The 16,243-nt window shown below is 62.0% G+C and carries 14 protein-coding genes; 2 read left to right on the top strand and 12 right to left on the bottom strand.

Features of this window, described 5'->3' with window-relative positions:
- Positions 1 to 3: 3 nt before the first annotated feature.
- The gene (locus SJY08_RS20400; protein ID WP_377277905.1) at positions 4 to 2,217 is read right to left on the bottom strand and encodes a primosomal protein N'; all 2,214 of its coding nucleotides are present in this window, start codon (positions 2,215 to 2,217) and stop codon (positions 4 to 6) included.
- A 60-nt stretch (positions 2,218 to 2,277) separates the two neighbouring features.
- A complete protein-coding gene (locus SJY08_RS20395) occupies positions 2,278 to 3,177 on the bottom strand; it encodes a GNAT family N-acetyltransferase (RefSeq protein ID WP_377277904.1) in 900 nt (299 codons plus the stop codon).
- A gap of 139 nt (positions 3,178 to 3,316) precedes the next feature.
- Here SJY08_RS20395 and SJY08_RS20390 point away from each other — a divergent pair, with 139 nt between their 5' ends.
- Both SJY08_RS20390 and SJY08_RS20385 read left to right on the top strand, forming a co-directional pair.
- Positions 3,317 to 4,240, top strand: a complete 924-nt coding sequence (locus SJY08_RS20390) for a tyrosine recombinase XerC (RefSeq protein ID WP_377277903.1) — start codon at positions 3,317 to 3,319, stop codon at positions 4,238 to 4,240.
- Between the two features lie 90 nt (positions 4,241 to 4,330).
- Entirely contained in the window at positions 4,331 to 5,422 is a 1,092-nt protein-coding gene (locus SJY08_RS20385) for a TraB/GumN family protein (RefSeq protein WP_377277902.1), read from the top strand.
- Here SJY08_RS20385 and SJY08_RS20380 read toward each other — a convergent pair.
- From SJY08_RS20380 to sucC, 10 genes are all read right to left on the bottom strand, one after another.
- The gene (locus tag SJY08_RS20380; protein ID WP_377277900.1) at positions 5,403 to 5,903 is read right to left on the bottom strand and encodes a DUF2867 domain-containing protein; all 501 of its coding nucleotides are present in this window, start codon (positions 5,901 to 5,903) and stop codon (positions 5,403 to 5,405) included. The two genes, SJY08_RS20385 and SJY08_RS20380, sit on opposite strands and share 20 nt — an antisense overlap.
- Before the next feature lie 17 nt (positions 5,904 to 5,920).
- Positions 5,921 to 6,421, bottom strand: a complete 501-nt coding sequence (locus SJY08_RS20375; RefSeq protein ID WP_069042879.1) for a cytochrome b — start codon at positions 6,419 to 6,421, stop codon at positions 5,921 to 5,923.
- 129 nt (positions 6,422 to 6,550) lie between these two features.
- The gene (lpdA, locus tag SJY08_RS20370) at positions 6,551 to 7,957 is read right to left on the bottom strand and encodes a dihydrolipoyl dehydrogenase (protein WP_069042878.1); all 1,407 of its coding nucleotides are present in this window, start codon (positions 7,955 to 7,957) and stop codon (positions 6,551 to 6,553) included.
- 25 nt (positions 7,958 to 7,982) lie between these two features.
- Positions 7,983 to 8,732 carry an SDR family oxidoreductase gene (locus tag SJY08_RS20365; protein ID WP_377277897.1) on the bottom strand — a complete coding sequence of 250 codons (750 nt, stop codon included), beginning with the start codon at positions 8,730 to 8,732 and terminating at the stop codon, positions 7,983 to 7,985.
- Positions 8,729 to 9,202: a hypothetical protein gene (locus tag SJY08_RS20360; protein WP_377277895.1), complete on the bottom strand. Its 474-nt coding sequence runs from the start codon at positions 9,200 to 9,202 to the stop codon at positions 8,729 to 8,731. The genes SJY08_RS20365 and SJY08_RS20360 overlap by 4 nt, the downstream gene beginning before the upstream one ends.
- 29 nt (positions 9,203 to 9,231) lie before the next feature.
- Entirely contained in the window at positions 9,232 to 9,645 is a 414-nt protein-coding gene (locus SJY08_RS20355; protein ID WP_153763207.1) for an MAPEG family protein, read from the bottom strand.
- A gap of 12 nt (positions 9,646 to 9,657) precedes the next feature.
- On the bottom strand, positions 9,658 to 10,887 hold the full coding sequence (odhB, locus tag SJY08_RS20350; RefSeq protein WP_377277893.1) for a 2-oxoglutarate dehydrogenase complex dihydrolipoyllysine-residue succinyltransferase: 1,230 nt from the start codon (positions 10,885 to 10,887) through the stop codon (positions 9,658 to 9,660).
- A 57-nt stretch (positions 10,888 to 10,944) separates the two neighbouring features.
- On the bottom strand, positions 10,945 to 13,941 hold the full coding sequence (locus SJY08_RS20345; RefSeq protein WP_377277891.1) for a 2-oxoglutarate dehydrogenase E1 component: 2,997 nt from the start codon (positions 13,939 to 13,941) through the stop codon (positions 10,945 to 10,947).
- Positions 13,942 to 14,104: 163 nt separating this feature from the next.
- A complete protein-coding gene (gene sucD / locus SJY08_RS20340; RefSeq protein WP_006724463.1) occupies positions 14,105 to 15,007 on the bottom strand; it encodes a succinate--CoA ligase subunit alpha in 903 nt (300 codons plus the stop codon).
- A gap of 17 nt (positions 15,008 to 15,024) precedes the next feature.
- Positions 15,025 to 16,218 (bottom strand): ADP-forming succinate--CoA ligase subunit beta, encoded by a 1,194-nt coding sequence (gene sucC, locus SJY08_RS20335; RefSeq protein WP_377277889.1) that lies wholly within the window; start codon positions 16,216 to 16,218, stop codon positions 15,025 to 15,027.
- Between the last annotated feature and the right edge of the window lie 25 nt (positions 16,219 to 16,243).

Here is a 16,243-nt window from a genome sequence, read left to right as displayed (position 1 = left end):
GTATCAAAGGAAGCTCTGCGGATCGACATCCACCTGCACCTGGATCGACCGTCGTTCTTTCGGCCCGCGCTCAAGCATGCTTCGGACGAAGGCCTGCATGTCGCTGTTGCGGCGGCCATGGACGAGCAGTCGGAAGCGATGGCGACCACGGATGAGCGCAAGAGGCGCTTCGGCGGGACCGAGGATCATGATGCCGCTTTCATGGGGCGCAGCCTGTCGCAGCCCGCGCGCATGCCCCTCGGCCTCGGCGCGGCTATCGGCCGAGACGATAATCGAAACGAGACGACCGAAAGGCGGCAGTTGCGCCCGCTCGCGCTCCAGTATTTCGCGCTCATAGAAGGCGGCGGCATCACCCGAGATGATCGCCTGCATGACGGGATGCTGAGGCTGGAACGTCTGCAACAGACCAAGGCTCTTGCGCCCGGTACGGCCGGCACGACCCGTCACCTGCGAGAGCAGCTGGAATGTCCGTTCGGCAGCACGCGGATCGCCATTCGACAGACCGATATCGGCATCGATGATGCCGACCAGCGTCATCAGCGGGAAATTATGCCCCTTCGCCACGAGCTGCGTACCAATGACGATGTCGGCCTCGCCATTGGCGATCGCCTCGAGTTCGAGCCGCAATCGCTTGACCCCGCCGATATCCGACGAGAGCACCAGCGTCCGCGCATCGGGAAAGTGTTTCTCCACCTCTTCGGCGATGCGCTCGACCCCCGGGCCGCAGGCGACCAGATGATCGAGTGTCCCGCATTCCGGGCAGGCATTCGGCGTCGGCTCATGATAGCCGCACTGGTGGCACTGGATCTGGCCACGGAACCGATGCTCGACAAGCCAGCTCGAACATTGCGGGCACTGGAAGCGGTGACCGCAGACGCGGCAGAGGGTCAGCGGCGCATATCCCCGCCGATTGAGGAAGAGCAGCGCCTGTTCACCGCGCTCCACCGCCTTGCCAACGGATCGCAACAGGATCGGCGATAGAAAGCCGCCCCGTTCGGGCGGCGCACGCCGCATGTCGATGAGGTGCAGATCCGGCATCGCGGCATCGGCAAAGCGGGTCGGCAGATGGATGCGGGTATAGCGGCCGGCGATACAGTTCACCTGACTTTCAACCGACGGCGTGGCCGAGACGAGCACGACCGGGAAGTCCGCGATGCGCGCCCGGACGACGGCCATGTCCCGCGCGTTATAGAAGACGCGGTCCTCCTGCTTGAAGGCGGGGTCATGCTCTTCGTCGACGATGATGAGCCCAAGGTTCTCGAAAGGCAGGAAGAGCGCCGAACGCGCACCGGCGACAACCCGGATCTCGCCGGTCGCGACCTGACGCCAGACCTTTTCGCGCGTGCGCGTCGCGAGATCCGAATGCCATTCCCCGGGCTTGGAGCCGAAGCGATCCTGGAAGCGCTCGAGGAAGTTGGCGGTGAGCGCGATTTCCGGCAGCAGGATCAGCACCTGCTTGCCCTGTTTCAGTGTCTCGGCAATCGCCTCGAAATAGACCTCCGTCTTGCCGGAGCCTGTCACGCCATCGATCAGGGAAACGGCAAAGCCACCCTTGCGCAAGCTCTCAAGGATCTCCTCGGCTGCTTCTTTTTGCGGACCGGCAAGACGATTTTCGGCGTAGTCGGGGTCCGGCACGGCGACCAGCGGCGGCGGCGGTAGGAAGACCTGTTCGAACACACCCTGCTTGACGAGACCGTCAATGACGCTGGTCGAGACGCCGCTGGCATGGGCCAACCCGCTCTTGGTCCATGAGAGACCATCCGCTGCCATTTCCAGCACCTTCTGCCGCGCCGGCGTCAGACGTTCCGGCTGATAACCGGCATAACGCAGGCCCTCGATCATCGGCTCCGGATCAAAGGCCGCCGGTGCCCGAAGCGCCATGCGGGCCACATAGCCGGGTGGAGAAAGCGTATAGGCCGCCACCCAGTCAAGGAAGATGCGCATGTCCTGGTCGAGCGGCGGGCAGTCGAAGACCTTGGTGATTTCCCTGAGCTTCTTCGGATCGACTGATGCGTCCTCGCCGCCGTCCCAGACCACACCGATCACCTGTCGCGGCCCAAGCGGCACCTGCACGATCGCGCCCGGCTCCACCGTCAGCTCATCGGGCACCGCGTAGCTGTAGGCCGTTGGTGCTGGCATGGGAACGAGCACCGGCACCACCTTGCGGCGCGGTGTTTCGAACAGTTCTCCGAACAGGCTTTTCGAATCGTCCTTCATCGGGCTGCAACTTGCCCCCTGAGGATCGGAAAGAAAACAGGCTTTATGTAAGGGGAGAGATCAGCGGAAACTGCGGTCGGGATCGGCCGGCAGCCGATGGACCGTGAAGTCTTCCAGCGCCTTGGTCACCTCGGCGGGATCGCCGTCGAGAGCCTCGACCGGAATCAGATTGCCGACGGTGAAATCGAAGCGACCGCCGCGCTTGTTGAGAAGCTCATAGAAGACGGTCATGTCGCGCAGTTCTGTCGACCAGCGGGCGAACCAGTAGAACAGGCCGGAATTGCGCGCCTTCATGTTCACCGGCAGAATCGGCAGATTGTATTTGCGCGCAAGCGAAATCGCAGACGTCTTCCAGGGCCGCTCGTTCAGCTTGCCTTCGTCCCAATAGGCGATGCGGCCCGAGGGAAAGAGGATGGTCGCCCTGCCCTCTTCCACGGCCCGCGTGGTGAGCTTCAGCGTTTCCCGCGCCTTCAGCTTCGACTTGTGCTCCTCGCGCCATTCGACCGGAATGATGATCTCGGCGAGACGCGGATTGACCCTGACCGCATCGCGGTTGGCATAGAAGGTCATGTCGGGACGGCGATCCTTGAGCAGATCATACATCGCCACCCCGTCGGCGATCCCCGTCGGATGGTTGCTGACCAGGATGAAGCCGCCGGATGGGGGCATGCGGTCGGCATGCCGCACCTGGATCTCGAGACGCAGCGCAGCGCTCAGGTAGTCAAAGACCTGCGGACCCGGAAGATTAGCGACATCATTGGCGAACTGGATCGCCTTGTCATAGCGCAGCACGCTATAAAGAAAGGGTCGCATGACGGGCCAAAGGGGATGCTCGACGAGCTTCTGACCGCGCTCGGCGATCAGCGTGTCGACGATATGTCCGGGGCGCCCGTGAGACAGGAGCGACAGGGTGTCGGTGACGCTCGCGAAAGTGGAGACGGGAGAGCGGCGCATCAGCATTTACCTCGCCAGAGTTCCAGAGGGTTTCTGGCAGCGATTTGTGATCCGGTCATGACAGCCCCGATATTCGTCTTTCGTTAACCCTCCCGCGCCATCGTGAGCCGGGTGGTCAACACTCAAAAACGCAAAAGGCGCCCAATTGATCCCGGCAGACGAAAAACTTCTCGGCGAACGTGCGGCCTGGCTGGAGAGCTTGGGGGCAGAGCGTCGCCTGGCCGGTAACACGCTGGACGCCTATGAGCGCGACACGCGGCAATTCCTGCAATTCCTCTCCGCCCATGTCGGCGGGACCGTGAAGATCGAGGACATCAAGGACTTGCGCCCGGCCGACCTGCGCGGCTTCCTCGCTCATCGCCGCAAGGAGGGGGACGGTGCCCGTTCGCTTGGTAGGCATCTCGCCGGGCTGCGATCCTTCCTCCGTCATCTGGAGCGCAAGGGCCTGGTGAATGCAGCGGGTGCGAGTGCGATCCGTTCGCCGAAACAGCCGAAATCCCTGCCCAAGCCGCTGAGTGGACGTCAGGCTTTAGCCGTCGTCGCTGTCGATACGCAGATGAACGAGGAGCCCTGGATCGCGGCACGCGACGCGGCCGTGCTTTCCCTGCTCTACGGCTGCGGGCTGCGCATCTCGGAGGCATTGGGGTTGACACCCGACGTTTTCCAGGGCCGCCCGACCAGCCTGCGCATCACCGGCAAGGGCGGCAAGACGCGGCTGGTGCCCCTGCTTCCCGTGGTGATGGAAGCGGTGGAAACCTACTACAAGCTCTGCCCCTATCATCTGGAACCCGGCGCACCGCTTTTCCGAGGCGCCCGGGGCGGCCCGCTTCAGCCGGCGATCATCCAGCGCGAGATGCAGAAGCTGCGCTCGGCCCTCGGCCTGCCGGATTCAGCCACACCCCATGCCCTGCGCCACTCCTTCGCAACCCATCTTCTCGGCAGCGGCGGCGACTTGAGGACGATCCAGGAGCTGCTCGGCCATGCGAGCCTCTCGACCACACAGATCTACACCGGTGTCGACAGCGCACGGCTTTTGGACATCTACGATCGCGCCCATCCCCGCGCCTGACGTGTCTCGATCGCACCCGCGTTAACCAAGATCCTTAATCGAACGTGAGGGCGATCGCTTCTATTCTCCGGACTTCTGACAGGAGACGACATGAACGCGCATCGCTTTTTCTCGCTGCGGCCGCACCTGCCGCGCCTTTCGCCGTCTGAAATCGGTCTCTGGATCGCAGGCGTGCTGCCGCTCGCCCTCGTCGTCCTCCTGCTCGCCACCCTCCTTGCAGTCAGCCCGGCGCGCGCTTCCGATGTCGCCTGCCATGGCGAGAACCTGCTCGTGGCGATGGAAAAGGAAAAGCCGGAAGAGCTCGCGAAGATCCGCGCCGAAGCCGCCAAAATACCGAATGGCCAGGGGATCTTCTGGAAGGTTGAGAAGGCAGGCCTGCAGCCCTCCTACCTGCTCGGCACCATGCATGTCACCGATCCCCGCGTTCTGACCATGCCGAACGGCGCCCGCGAAGCGGCTGCCGCCGCCGATGTGGTCGTCATCGAATCAGACGAGATCCTCAACGAGCAGAAGGCCGCCGCTTCGCTGCTCATGCATCCCGAATTGACAATGTTTACCGATGGCAAGTCGGTGAAGGACCATCTTGACGCTGAAGAACTTCAGCGATTGGAAGCCGGGCTGAAGCAGCGTGGCCTGGCGCTAGGCGCCGTCGCCAAGATGAAGCCATGGATCCTGGCGAGCTTCGTGGCGCTCCCGGCATGCGAACTTTCCCGCAAGGCAGCCGGCGCCTCCTTCCTGGACAAGAAGATCGCCGAAGATGCCGTGGCTGCGGACAAGCCGGTTGCCGGCCTTGAAACGCTGGTCGAGCAACTGGAAGCCATGGCCGACCTACCGGTCGATTTTCATTTCAAGGCGTTGATCGAAACGATCGAACTCGGCGACAAGATGGAGGACGTCATTGAAACCATGACGGAGCTCTATCTCGCCGGTGACATCGGCATGACCATGCCCTTGCTGAAAGTCGTCGCCCCCACCGCCGCCGGTGAAGACGAAAGCGCCTATGCCGCCTTCGAGACCCGCATCGTCCGAGATCGCAACCTGGTCATGGCCGAAGGTAGCAAGCAGCACCTGGAAAAAGGAAACGCCTTTATCGCCGTCGGCGCGCTGCATCTGCCGGGCGAAGAAGGTCTGGTCGAATTGCTGCGCGGCCAGGGCTACACCGTTACGCGGATCGACGGCTAGGGTCTTTCGAAGCGGCAAAGCGCTTCAGGAAGGTCTTCACGATCAGCTTGTGGAACGGCGTGACGAAGAGGATGTAGATCCGGCCGAACAGATTGTGCCGCTTGACGAGCGTCGTCAGCGACACATGCTGATACCCGGCGCCCTCCGGCTCCACGGCGACGATGATCCTGAAGTCGAGATGCTTATCGTTGAAGCCAAGCAGCACATGCTGCTCATCCTGCGCCAGAACCGGAAAGCCGCCGATGCGATCCTGACCGGTCAACTCTAACTCTGCTGATTTCAAGCCGAAGAGACCGACGATCAGGTTCCGGATCTTGAGCAGAGCGCCGACCCAGCGCGGCGCCCGCCCCATAAGCTCGCTCGCAACCTCCATCGGAACGAGATCGTTTCGATCGAGGCGGACACTGTAGCTGTCGGCCCAGTCGGCATTGGCAAGGTCAGGATGCGGGAGCACGACACGCTGTTCGACGACAACACCCATCCTGTCCTCCTTGGAGATCACCCCCGCGTCATGCGGGTGGCAACCGGCGTCTTCCAGTAGAACTGGTGTACCAGAAGCGCCAGGATGTGCACTGCGATCAAAAGCCACATGAGGCTCTTCAGCGGGCCGCCATGCACGAAGCCTGCGGTTTCGTTGCCGAAGTAGTAGGCGCCGATGCCACTGAGCGGGATAAGGAAGAACAAGGCATAGAAGGTACCATGCGCCAGCTTCGCAGCGACTGCCAGGATCGGCGGCTCCTCAGCCGGCGCCGGCGGCGCCCCTCGGGTGAAGCGGATCACCAGGCGCACAAGCCCGAGACACAGAACGGCAATCCCGACATAGGCATGGATATTGGCGAAGGTCAGGTCCTCAGGCGAAGGGACCTCCCCGCGTTCGTAGGCTTCAGCCACCTCCTCCATCGCATCAGAGAAGATGAGATTGAAGAGAATGAGCAGGGCCATCAGCCAGTGAAGGGCCTTCTGCGGGATGGAATAGGAGGCGGGTGCGACATGGGCCATGGTCTTGCCTTTCGGGAGGAGCAAAGGGAGGCACTGACCACACATGATAAAGGCCGCCGCCTGGGGTACAAGCGACGACCTTCAACCTTACCGAAATATAATATTTGACCTATATCAGGTCGGGCCGCCTCACATATGCAGCGGCTTGAAGAAGGTCGCGAGTGCGGCTTCCTTGACGGCTTCCGACATGGTCGGATGGGCGTGGCAGGTGCGACCGAGATCCTCCGAGGAACCTCCGAATTCCATCAGCACGGCAGCTTCGTGGATCATCTCGCCGGCGCCGAGACCGATGATATGCACGCCGAGCACGCGGTCCGTGTCCTTGTCGGCCAGAACCTTCACAAAGCCGTCCATGGCCTGCATGGCGCGCGCTCGGCCATTGGCCGTGAACGGGAACTTGCCGACCTTGTAGGCAACGCCTGCGGCCTTAAGCTCTTCCTCGGTCTTGCCAACGGAGGCGACTTCCGGCTGGGTGTAGACGACGCCGGGGATGACCTCGTAGTTCACATGGCCATGCTGGCCAGCGAGGATTTCGGCAAGCGCCACGCCTTCGTCTTCGGCCTTGTGAGCCAGCATCGGCCCCTTGACCACGTCACCGATCGCAAAGATGCCGGCGACATTGGTGCGATAGTGGCCGTCGATTTCGACGCGACCACGGTTGTCGAGGGCAACGCCCGCTTCTTCGAGGCCGAGACCCGCCGTGTAGGGCTTGCGGCCGGTGGCGACGAGCACGACGTCCGCGTCGAGCGTCTGGGCTTCGCCGCCCTTGACCGGCTCGAACGTGACCTTAGCACCCTCACCCGACTTCACGACACCGGTAACCTTGGCGCCGAGATTGAATTCCATGCCCTGCTTGGCAAGGATGCGCTGGAACTGCTTGGAGACTTCGCCGTCCATGCCGCCGAGGATCGTGTCGAGATACTCGATGACGGTGACCTTGGCGCCAAGGCGCGACCAGACCGAGCCGAGCTCGAGGCCGATGACACCGCCGCCGACGACGATCATCTTAGCCGGGACCTTTTCAAGCGCGATGCCGCCGGTCGAGGACACGATCACCTTTTCGTCGATCTCGACCGCAACACCCGGAATGCCGGCGACGTCGGAACCGGTCGCGATAACGATGTTTTTGGTTTCCAGGACCTGGACTTCACCGGCGTCGTTGGTGACTTCAACCTTGCCGGCCGAAAGGATCTTGCCGGTGCCCTGGATGCCGTCGATCTTGTTCTTCTTGAACAGGAAAGCGACGCCTTCGACGTTAGACTTCACGGTCGCGTCCTTGTGCGCCATCATCTTGCCGAGGTTCAATGTCGGCGCACCGACTTCGACACCGAGATCGGCCATGCCATGGGCGGCGTGGTGGAAGACTTCCGAGGCGTGCAGCAGGGCCTTGGAGGGGATGCAGCCGATGTTGAGGCAGGTGCCGCCATAGGTCGCGCGCTTTTCGACCACGGCAACCTTCATGCCGAGCTGGGCCGCCTTGATGGCGCAGACATAGCCGCCGGGGCCGGAGCCGATAACGATGACATCATAAGACATGGGAAGCTTCCTTCGTTTTCGACGGTTACCGACCGCCGCTGACATTCAAGAGGGCACCCGTGACATAGGATGCCTGAGGCGAGAGGAGATAAAGAACGCTGTCGGCCACTTCGTCGGCCGTTCCGGGCCTTTGCATCGGAACGATGGGCGCCAGATCGCGCGCCCTGTCCGGCAATCCACCGGATGCATGAATTTCGGTATCGATGATCCCGGGCCTGATGGCATTGACCCGGATGCCCTCTGTCGCGACTTCGCGGGACAAGCCCACAGTAAAGGTATCGACGGCGGCCTTGGCGGCGGCATAGTCGACATACTGGCCCGAACTGCCGATCACGGCGGCCATGGACGAGATGTTGACGATCACGCCACCCTGCCCGCCGTGTTTCGTCGACATGCGCTTCACCGCTTCCGTGGCGCACCGGATCTTGCCGATGACGTTGACGGCAAACATCCGGTCGAGCCGCGCCCGGTCGAATTCCTCGACCCGCGCCGTGACGTCGACCACGCCGGCATTGTTGACCAGACCATGGAGCGGTCCAAGGAGATCGGCGGCGGCGAAGATCGCGGCGATGCCCTCTTCGGTGGCGGTATCACCCTGCACGATCTCTGCCTTGGCGCCATGCTTTCGGCAATCGGCCGCAACGGCCTCGGCAGCAGTCTGGTCCGAGCGATAGTTCACCAGCAGGTCATAGCCCTGCGTTGCGGCCTTTCGGCAGACGGCAGCACCGATGCCACGACTGCCGCCGGTGACGAGAAGGATGGGACGGGTGGTCATGAGGCGCATCCCTTGAATTCGAAAACATCCCAGGGCGCGCTGTTCATCGCCTTGCCTACGGCAGACGACAGGATGGAGGGGCCGAAGCCGGGCAGGAGAAGCGCATCGGGCGCGTCGGCTCCTTCCGGCGGTAGAAGGTCGACATGGCCGGTCGTCTCGTCGATCCCGTAGACGATACCCTTCCAGACGGTGCAGGCAGCAATCGTTGCCCCAGTCACGTCGCCCTCGGGGCAATTGTTCATCAGCATGCCGATGGGACGCTCGATCTCGGGATCGAACATGACGTGACCATCGAGCTTGAAAGTGCCGATTTCGGTGCTGAACGCATGGGAAACAGGCGTATTCTCGCCGCTGGCAGCAGCAAAGACCAGCTCGACGCCGGTTTCGGCTTCGCGGTAGGTGGCTTTTTCAATCCGGCAATCGGCGGCCATAGCCGCATCAGACAGCGCGAGCGCGGCAAGAAGAACCATTGCTCTCGACGACGCGCCCATGCCTCACCTCAAAACGCCAGTGCGAGGAACATCAAGCCGAGGCCGGCCGTGGCGCCAGTCCAGACAAGCGAGCGGATATAGGGAATACCTGCCAGGTAGAGCGGATAATAGACGATGCGCCCGACAAACCAGACGATGGCACCGGTCAGGCCGAGGCCCGAGGTCTCACCGGTGAACAGCAACCCAGCGGCAAGGGCCACGAAGGCGGGATAGGTCTCGCGGAAATTCGATGACGCCCGTGCGGCGCGCCCGGCGAGCTTGCTCGCCGGCTGCTTGTTGTCGTCACGCGGGCCGGCATTCCACTCCGTGCCCAGCTCCTTGGTGGCCAGCATGCCCTGAAGGAGGACATGCGCCACCAGCAGGACCACGCTCCAGGCAAGAAGCAGGACCAGCGGAGAGGCGGAAGCGGATACCGGCTCCATCGTGCGTTTTCCTTAGAGGTCGAGAACCAGACGTTCCGGATCCTCGAGGCTTTCCTTGACGCGAACGAGGAAGGTGACTGCTTCCTTGCCGTCGACGATGCGGTGATCGTAGGAGAGCGCGAGATACATCATCGGACGAATGACGATCTGGCCACCGACGACGACCGGACGCTCCTGGATCTTGTGCATGCCGAGGATACCCGACTGCGGTGCATTCAGGATCGGCGAGGACATCAGCGAACCGTAGACGCCACCGTTGGAGATGGTGAAGGTACCGCCCTGCATGTCGGCCATCGACAGCTGACCATCACGGGCAGCCTTGCCGAGACGGCCGATGTCCTTTTCGATCTCGGCGATCGACATCTGGTCGGCATCGCGCACGATCGGAACGACCAGGCCCTTGTCCGTGCCGACGGCAACGCCGATGTGGCAGTAGTTCTTGTAGATGATGTCGGTGCCGTCGATTTCGGCGTTAACGGCCGGCAGTTCCTTCAGCGCATGCGTGACGGCCTTGGTGAAGAAGCCCATGAAGCCGAGCTTCACGCCGTGCTTCTTCTCGAAGATGTCCTTGTAGCGGTTGCGCAGGGCCATCACGGCCGACATGTCCACCTCGTTATAGGTGGTGAGCATGGCAGCCGTGTTCTGGGCGTCCTTGAGGCGCTTGGCGATCGTCTGGCGCAGGCGGGTCATCTTCACGCGCTCTTCGCGCGATGCGTCGTCGCCGGAAGAGGCCGGACGCGGAGCAGCCGGGGTGGCAGCCGGTGCCGGAGCGGAGACGCCCTTGGCGATGGCGGCGATCACGTCGCCCTTCAGCACCTGGCCACGCTTGCCGGAGCCGTCGACGTCGGAGGTCGCGATGTTGTTGTCGGCAGCGAGCTTGGCGGCGGCCGGAGCAGCCGGCATGGCCGAGGGAGCAGCCGGAGCAGCGGCCGCCGGAGCAGTGGCTGCAGCAGGAGCCGGTGCGGCGGCAGGGGCCGGAGCAGCTGCACCAGCAGAACCGGCAGCACCTTCAGCGATCTGGCCGAGCAGCGCGCCGAGACCGACGGTTTCGCCGTTCTGGGCGACGATTTCAGTCAGAACGCCCGAGACCGGCGACGGGACTTCGACAGTCACCTTGTCGGTTTCCAGTTCGACGAGCGGCTCGTCGGCCTTGACGGTGTCACCGACCTTCTTGAACCAGGTGCCAATAGTGGCTTCGCTGACGGATTCGCCGAGGGTGGGTACGCGGATTTCAGTGGCCATGATCTCAATTCCGTTGGTCAGAGAACGTTTCGGTCTGCGAGGGAGTGACTGGGCGGATCAACCGCCCAGTGCGTCCTCGAGGAAGGCTTCGAGCTGGGCAAGGTGCTTGGACATCAAGCCGGTTGCCGGCGAGGCAGCAGCCGGACGACCGGTGTAGCGTACGCGCTGGTACTTGGCGTCGATATGGGCAAGCACCCATTCCAGATACGGATCGATGAACGACCAGGCGCCCATGTTCTTCGGCTCTTCCTGGCACCAGACCATCTCCGCATTGCGGAAGCGCGAGAGCTCGTTGATGAGCGCCTTGGCCGGGAACGGATAGAGCTGTTCGATGCGCAGCAGGTAGATGTCGTCGATGCCGCGCTTTTCGCGCTCTTCCAGAAGATCGTAATAGACCTTGCCGGAACACATGACGACGCGACGGATCTTCGCATCCTTCTGCAGCTTGATCGGACCGTCCTTGATGACTTCGGCATCGTCCCACAGCAGGCGGTGGAACGAAGATTCACCAGCCATCTCGGCAAGGCTCGACGTGGCACGCTTGTGGCGCAGCAGCGACTTCGGCGTCATCATGATCAGCGGCTTGCGGAAGTCACGCTTCATCTGACGGCGCAGAATGTGGAAGTAGTTCGACGGCGTCGTGACGTTTGCGACCTGCATGTTGTCTTCGGCGCACATCTGCAGCCAGCGCTCGAGGCGGGCGGAAGAGTGCTCCGGACCCTGACCTTCATAGCCATGCGGCAGAAGGCAGACGAGACCGGACATGCGCAGCCACTTGCGTTCGCCTGACGAGATGAACTGGTCAAACACGACCTGTGCACCGTTGGCGAAGTCGCCGAACTGGGCTTCCCAGAGCGTCAGCGCATTCGGACGAGCCAGCGAATAGCCGTATTCGAAGCCGAGTACGGCTTCCTCCGAAAGCATCGAGTTGATGACTTCGTAACGAGCCTGGTTCGGGGCCAGATTGGCGAGCGGGATGTAGCGGTCTTCGGTCTCCTGATCGTAGAGAACCGAGTGGCGCTGCGAGAAGGTGCCGCGTTCGCAATCCTGGCCGGACAGACGGATCTTGTGGCCGTCGAGGCAGAGCGAACCGAAGGCGAGTGCTTCGCCCATGGCCCAGTCGATGCCTTCGCCGGTCTCGATCATCTGGGCCCGGTTTTCCATGAAGCGCTGGATCGTGCGGTGTGCCTTGAAGCCTTCCGGAATGGTCGACAGCTTGCGGCCGATTTCCTTGAGCTGCTTCATCGGCACGGCGGTCTTGCCGCGACGCTGCTCGTCGGCATTGTCGGCGGTCCGGAGACCCGACCATGCGCCATCAAGCCAGTCGGCCTTGTTCGGCTTGTAGCTCTGGCCGGCCTCGAACTCCTGCTCGAGATGGGCGCGCCAGTCGGCCTTCATCTTCTCGAGTTCGCCCTCGGTGATCAGACCTTCGGCGATCAGACGCTCGCCATAGATGTTGACCACGGTCTTGTGGGCACGGATTTCCTTGTACATCTTCGGCTGGGTGAAGCTCGGCTCGTCGCCTTCGTTGTGACCGAAGCGGCGGTAGCAGAACATGTCGACGACGACAGGCTTGTGGAACTTCATACGGTATTCGGTCGCAACCTTCGCCGCATAGACGACGGCTTCCGGATCGTCACCATTGACGTGGAAGATCGGCGCTTCGATCATCTTGGCGACGTCGGACGGATAGGGCGACGAACGCGAGAAAGCCGGATTGGTGGTGAAACCGATCTGGTTGTTGATGATCACGTGCAGCGTGCCGGCCACGCGGTGGCCGCGCAGGCCAGACAGGCCGAGAATTTCCGCAGTCACACCCTGGCCGGCAAAAGCTGCATCACCATGCAGGAGAAGCGGCAGAACCTTGGCGCGCTCCTTCAGCGGAATGACATCGCCTTCCCAGATCTTGGCGAGCTGGTCCTGCTTGGCGCGGGCCTTGCCCATGACGACAGGGTTGACGATTTCCAGGTGCGACGGGTTGGCCGTCAGCGACAGGTGAACCTTGTTGCCGTCGAACTCGCGGTCGGAGGAAGCGCCGAGATGGTACTTCACGTCGCCCGAGCCTTCGACTTCGTCGGGCTTGAAGGAACCGCCCTTGAATTCATGGAAGACCGCGCGATGCGGCTTGTGCATGACGTTGGTCAGGACGTTCAGACGACCGCGATGGGCCATGCCGAGAACAACCTGCTCGAGACCTTCCTGGCCACCGCGCTTGATGATCTGCTCAAGCGCCGGGATCAGCGATTCACCACCGTCGAGGCCAAAGCGCTTGGTGCCCTTGTACTTGACGTCGATGAACTGCTCGAAGCCTTCGGCTTCGATCAGCTTCTGCAGAATGGCCTTCTTGCCGTTCGGCGTGAATTCGACACCCTTGCCGGGGCCTTCGATGCGCTCCTGGATCCAGGCTTTTTCTTCCGGATTGGAGATGTGCATGAATTCGACGCCGAGCGTCGAGCAATAGGTGCGCTGCAGGATGTCGAGCATCTGCGGGATCGTGGCGTATTCCAGACCCAGCACGTTGTCGATGAAGATCTTGCGGCTGTAATCGGCTTCGGTGAAGCCGTAAGCGGTCGGCGAAAGCTCGTTGTAGTCATCAACCGGAGCGGCGAGACCGAGTGGGTCGAGCTTGGCATGCAGGTGACCGCGCATGCGGTATGCACGGATCATCATGATGGCGCGGACGGAATCGCGCGTTGCCTGCAGGACTTCAGATTCCGAAACAGACTTTCCGGTCGAAGCGGCGGTCGCTTCTGCCTTGGCCTGAACCTTCTTTTCGATGACCTTTTCGACCACGCCCCAGTTGCCGTCGAGCGCGTTGACGAGATCGCCACCTTCGGCGATCGGCCAGTTCTTGCGCTGCCAGGAGGCGCCCTTGGCGGCCTTCTTCACATCGGTCGGATTATCGGCCAGCGCCTTGAAGAAAGCCTGCCACTCGTCGGAAACCGATGAGGGATCTTCCTCGTAACGCGCGTAAAGCTGCTCGATATAGGCCGCATTCGATCCGTCGAGGAAGGACGTGATCAGAAACTGCTCGTTGGCTTCTTGCCTACCCATGGTGTTTTGCGAACCTCTCGGCTCGCCTCCCGACTAGAATTGATGGCCGGATGCCCGGCCTGCCGCTCGCGATCGTCAAAAACTGCGAATCGTCCCAGATATGCGAAGTCCAGGCGAAGGATTGGCGGACCAACCCTTCGCCTGGCTTGATTTTTGTCAGGTCTCAGCCCTTGAGGACTTCGACCAGGGTCTTGCCCAGACGTGCCGGCGAAGGCGAAACCTTGATGCCGGCCGCTTCCATGGCTTCGATCTTCGATTCCGCATCGCCCTTGCCACCGGAAACGACAGCACCGGCATGGCCCATTGTGCGGCCCTTCGGAGCAGTCCGGCCTGCGATGAAGCCGGCCATCGGCTTCTTGCGGCCCTTCTTGGCTTCGTCGATCAGGAACTGGGCTGCATCTTCTTCAGCCGAGCCGCCGATTTCGCCGATCATGATGATCGAGGTCGTGGCCGGGTCGGCCAGGAACATCTCCAGCACGTCGATGAATTCGGTGCCCTTGACCGGGTCGCCGCCGATACCAACAGCGGTCGTCTGGCCGAGACCTTCGTTCGAGGTCTGGAACACGGCTTCATAGGTCAATGTTCCCGAGCGCGAGACGATACCGACCGAACCCTTGCGGAAGATCGAGCCCGGCATGATGCCGATCTTGCACTCTTCCGGCGTCAGGATACCCGGGCAGTTCGGGCCGAGCAGGCGCGACTTGGACTTGTCGAGCTTGGCCTTGACCCGCACCATGTCCATGACCGGGATACCCTCGGTGATGCAGGTGATGAACGGGATCTCGGCGTCGATCGCCTCAATGATGGCGTCGGCTGCACCGGCCGGCGGAACGTAGATCACGGATGCATCTGCACCGGTCTTTTCCTTGGCTTCGGCAACGGTCGCGAAGATCGGCAGGGTTTCACCCTTGGAGCCGGTCCAGTTTTCGCCACCCTTCTTCGGATGGATACCGCCGACCATCTGCGTGCCGTAGTAGGCGAGCGCCTGTTCGGTGTGGAAGGTGCCGGTCTTGCCGGTCAGGCCCTGAACGAGGACCTTGGTGTTCTTGTTTACAAGAATTGACATCGAATAGGTTCCTCAGATTAGCCGTTGATCGCCGCGACGATCTTCTTGGCAGCGTCGTCCAGATCGTCGGCCGCGGTGATCGCGAGGCCGGATTCGTTCAGGATCTTCTTGCCAAGTTCGACATTGGTGCCTTCGAGGCGCACGACGAGCGGAACCTTCAGGCCGACTTCCTGCACAGCGGCAACGACGCCCTCTGCGATGACATCGCACTTCATGATGCCGCCGAAGATGTTTACGAGGATGCCCTCGACCTTCGGGTCAGCGGTGATGATCTTGAAGGCAGCCGCGACCTTCTCCTTGCCGGCGCCACCGCCGACGTCGCAGAAGTTTGCCGGCTCTTTGCCGTAAAGCTTGATGATGTCCATCGTCGCCATGGCGAGACCGGCACCGTTGACCATGCAGCCGATATTGCCGTCGAGGGCCACATAAGCGAGGTCCCACTTCGAGGCTTCGATTTCCTTGGCGTCTTCTTCGGTCTCGTCGCGCAGCGCCTTGACGTCGTCGTGGCGGAACAGCGCATTGCCGTCGAAGGACATCTTGGCGTCGAGCACGCGCAGATGGTCATTCTTCATGACGATCAGCGGGTTGACTTCGAGCAGCGCCATGTCCTTCTCGACGAAGGCCTTGTAGAGGATCGGGAAGAGCGACTTTGCGTCTTCGGCAGCAGCACCGGTCAACTCCAGAGCAGCCGAGATCTTGGCAACATCGGCGTCGGTGACGCCGGCTTCCGGATCGATGGCGATCGTGTGGATCTTTTCCGGCGTGTCATGGGCAACGGCTTCGATGTCCATGCCGCCTTCGGTCGAAACGACGAAGGCAACCTGGCCGACCGAGCGGTCGACGAGCAGCGAGCAGTAGAGTTCGCGAGCGATGTCGGCACCGTCTTCGATGTAGAGACGGTTGACCTGCTTGCCGGCGTCGCCGGTCTGGGCAGTCACCAGCGTGTTGCCGAACATTTCCTTGGCGTGGCTCTTGGCTTCGTCGATCGAGAAAGCGAGGCGTACGCCGCCCTTGGCGTCCGGCGACAGTTCCTTGAACTTGCCCTTGCCGCGGCCGCCAGCATGGATCTGGCTCTTGACCACGTAGAGCGGGCCAGGAAGCTGCTTTGCGGCGGCTTCGGCTTCTTCTGCGGAGAAGATGGCCACACCTTCGGCGACCGGTGCACCAAAGCTCTTCAGAAGAGCCTTGGCCTGATATTCATGAATGTTCATTGTCGTGTCCCTGTTTTGGGCGAAA

Origin of the sequence: Rhizobium sp. R86522 (genome assembly GCF_042466255.1) — a bacterium.
In the GTDB taxonomy this organism is placed as follows: domain Bacteria; phylum Pseudomonadota; class Alphaproteobacteria; order Rhizobiales; family Rhizobiaceae; genus Allorhizobium.
The sequence above is the reverse complement of the archived record's forward strand: the minus strand, read 5'-3'. Positions and strand labels throughout refer to the sequence as shown.

What these genes read in the sequence shown, in the direction of transcription:
- SJY08_RS20400 (WP_377277905.1), bottom strand. Translation starts at nt 2,217, where the DNA reads ATGAAGGACGATTCGAAAAGCCTGTTCGGAGAACTGTTCGAAACACCG.
- SJY08_RS20395 (WP_377277904.1), bottom strand. Translation starts at nt 3,177, where the DNA reads ATGCTGATGCGCCGCTCTCCCGTCTCCACTTTCGCGAGCGTCACCGAC.
- SJY08_RS20385 (WP_377277902.1), top strand. Translation starts at nt 4,331, where the DNA reads ATGAACGCGCATCGCTTTTTCTCGCTGCGGCCGCACCTGCCGCGCCTT.
- SJY08_RS20380 (WP_377277900.1), bottom strand. Translation starts at nt 5,903, where the DNA reads ATGGGTGTTGTCGTCGAACAGCGTGTCGTGCTCCCGCATCCTGACCTT.
- SJY08_RS20375 (WP_069042879.1), bottom strand. Translation starts at nt 6,421, where the DNA reads ATGGCCCATGTCGCACCCGCCTCCTATTCCATCCCGCAGAAGGCCCTT.
- lpdA (WP_069042878.1), bottom strand. Translation starts at nt 7,957, where the DNA reads ATGTCTTATGATGTCATCGTTATCGGCTCCGGCCCCGGCGGCTATGTC.
- SJY08_RS20365 (WP_377277897.1), bottom strand. Translation starts at nt 8,732, where the DNA reads ATGACCACCCGTCCCATCCTTCTCGTCACCGGCGGCAGTCGTGGCATC.
- SJY08_RS20360 (WP_377277895.1), bottom strand. Translation starts at nt 9,202, where the DNA reads ATGGTTCTTCTTGCCGCGCTCGCGCTGTCTGATGCGGCTATGGCCGCC.
- SJY08_RS20355 (WP_153763207.1), bottom strand. Translation starts at nt 9,645, where the DNA reads ATGGAGCCGGTATCCGCTTCCGCCTCTCCGCTGGTCCTGCTTCTTGCC.
- odhB (WP_377277893.1), bottom strand. Translation starts at nt 10,887, where the DNA reads ATGGCCACTGAAATCCGCGTACCCACCCTCGGCGAATCCGTCAGCGAA.
- SJY08_RS20345 (WP_377277891.1), bottom strand. Translation starts at nt 13,941, where the DNA reads ATGGGTAGGCAAGAAGCCAACGAGCAGTTTCTGATCACGTCCTTCCTC.
- sucD (WP_006724463.1), bottom strand. Translation starts at nt 15,007, where the DNA reads ATGTCAATTCTTGTAAACAAGAACACCAAGGTCCTCGTTCAGGGCCTG.
- sucC (WP_377277889.1), bottom strand. Translation starts at nt 16,218, where the DNA reads ATGAACATTCATGAATATCAGGCCAAGGCTCTTCTGAAGAGCTTTGGT.